Source organism: Actinoplanes sp. NPDC048791, from assembly GCF_040650095.1.
Classification (GTDB): Bacteria; Actinomycetota; Actinomycetes; order Mycobacteriales; family Micromonosporaceae; genus Actinoplanes.
In genome coordinates, this window is record NZ_JBEZGQ010001182.1 from 1 (window position 1) to 2,370 (window position 2,370).

The following is a 2,370-nucleotide window of genomic DNA, read 5'->3' on the forward strand; positions in this document are numbered from 1 at the left end:
CTCGGCCGCTGGGGCGCGGCACTGCGGGCTCATCCGGTCGGCGCCGCGCTGACCGCCGGCGCGCTGGCCGCCGGCCTGGTCGTCACGATGGCCGGCTGGTCGAGCCTGCCCCCGGTGGCCCGCGCCGTGCTCGCCGGTTCCCCGTCGCCGTCCCCGGCTCCGCTGCTCAAGACGGGAAAGGTGTCGCTGGAGTCGGCCAACGCCAAGGGGCAGTTCGTGGCGCTGTCCGCCGGCCGGGGCGTGCTCACGCCGGCCGGGGCCACCCTGGAGGTCGTCCCCGGCCTGGCCGGCCGGGGTTGTTTCTCGCTGCGCACCGCCGACGGGATGCACCTGCGCCATGCGTCCTGGCGGCTGGTGGCCGGCTTCGACGACGGCACCGCGTTGTTCCACGGCGACGCCACGTTCTGCCCGCGGGCCGGCCTGGCCGCCGGTTCGGTGTCGCTGGAGTCGGCCAACTACCCCGGCTGGTTCCTGCGCCACGTGGACGGCGAGCTGTGGGTCGACCAGCTCGACGGCAGCGCGGGCTTCCGGGCTGACAGTTCCTTCCTGGTCCGTCCGCCCCGGAAGTGAGCTGACCGAGCTCAGCCCAGCCAGGCGACCACCCCGAGGAGCGTCACCGCCGCGGCCGCCGTGGACAGCACGATCGTGTCGCGGGCGAAACCCTCACCGCGGCCGTACCGGCTGGCGAAGACGAAGATGTTCTGCGCGGTCGGCAGGGCCGAGGTCACCACGGCCGCGAGCAGCGCCGGGCCGGTCAGCCCCAGGGCATAGTGCCCGATCCCGTACGCCAGCAGCGGATGAACCAGCGCCTTGAGCACGACCGCGGCCAGTCGATCCGGCGCGTCCGGTCCCGGGCGCAGCGGGCGGCTCCCGCGCAGCGACATACCCAGCGCCAGCAGCGTCATCGGCACGGCAGCCCCGCCCAGCAGCACGAACGGCTGCAGCAACGGTTCCGGCATGTCCCAGCCCGACACGGCCACCGCGATGCCGGCCGCGGACGCGATCATCAGCGGGTTGCGGGCCGGCATCGCCGCCAGCCGGCCCAGCGACGGCCGTTCCTCCCCGGTCGCCACCTCCAGCACGGCCAGCGCCGTCGGGCTGGCCAGCAGCACCTGGAACATCAGCACCGGCGCGATGAACGCCACGTCACCGAGCACGTAGGCGGCGATCGGGATCCCCAGGTTGCCCGCGTTGACGTAGCTGGCGGCGAGCGCGCCGATGGTCAGCTCGGCGACACTGCGCCGCCACAGCAACCGGGCGAGCGTGACGTACAGCGCGGCGACGATGAGGGTGCTGAGCACGAACGCGGCGAGCGCCCCGGTGAAGATCCGGCCGATCGTGGACGTGGCCAGGGTGACGAACAGCAGCGCCGGCGCGGTGACGAAGAACGCGAGCCGGGTCAGCGTGTCCAGCCCGGCCGCCCCGAGCAGCCCGAACCGGCCGATCAGGTAGCCGACGAGGACGAGCGCCCAGACCACGGCGAAGCCGGTGACGACCTCACGCACCCGCAAGCCACCGTTCGATCAGATCCACAACTGCAGGAGTGTGTCACGCCGGTGCCGGAAACTTCAGACCTGCACGTCCCGTCGCGCGAACGCTGCCAGTCCGGCAGCACAGAGCACGGCTGCCAGGATCGCCATGACGGCCGTTCCGGTCCACGACACACCTTCCGCGGGCACCGCCGCCAGGTGCGCGAACGGAGACAGTGCGCCCACCCAGTCCGGGGCACCGGTGCTGTCGGCGATCACCAGCAGCAGGAAACCCCCGACAGTCGGCACGCCCCCGATCCACCCCACCGCGCGGGGCACCACGCCGAGTGCGACCACGGCTGCGCCCAGGCTCAGCAGCGCGACCGGAAGGACGTTGACCGCCCCGCTCAGGGCCGCGCCGATGCTCAGATCCGCACCGGCGAGCCCGGTGCCGGCCCACGTCGCCAGGCCGGCGACCACCATCAGCAGCACAGCTCCCCCGGCAGCGGCCGTCACCTCGGCACCCCCGGCCCGCCACCGGGTCACCGGGCCGGCCAGCAATAGGGCGAACCGGCGGTCGCGCTCGTCGGCGGCCACGGTGGTGATCCGGGTGGTGAGGAAGCCGCCGACCGGCATGGCGAGCAGGGCGAACAGCGTGGCTGCGTACCCTTCGACGCTGCCCAGGCCGCCGAATCCGGCCTGCGCGGCGAGGTCGGCGAATGCGGGGTTGTCGGTCAGGAACCCGGTCAGCGACACGGCCACCAGACCGACGATCAGGAAGTAGGCCCCGATCCCGGCCGCCCAGCCGGCGACCGGAGCCAGCGTGCGCCGCACCGCGAACCCCTGCACCGAGCCGAGCAGAGCCATTCGAGGTGCCCGGCCCGTCGCCGGCGACAGCCAC

General features: G+C 73.7%; 3 protein-coding genes. 1 reads left to right on the forward strand and 2 read right to left on the reverse strand.

Annotation, left to right across the window (positions count from 1 at the left end; translation table 11 throughout):
- Nucleotides 1-570, forward strand: a 570-nt coding sequence (locus tag AB0C29_RS44035; protein ID WP_360833707.1) for an AbfB domain-containing protein, incomplete at its 5' end; no start/stop codon positions are given.
- Nucleotides 571-581: 11 nt separating this feature from the next.
- Here AB0C29_RS44035 and AB0C29_RS44040 read toward each other — a convergent pair.
- Nucleotides 582-1,505, reverse strand: coding sequence for an AEC family transporter (locus AB0C29_RS44040; protein WP_360833709.1), 924 nt, complete (start codon nucleotides 1,503-1,505; stop codon nucleotides 582-584).
- Between the two features lie 63 nt (nucleotides 1,506-1,568).
- Nucleotides 1,569-2,370: hypothetical protein (locus AB0C29_RS44045; RefSeq protein ID WP_360833711.1), on the reverse strand; the 802-nt coding region annotated here is incomplete at its 5' end.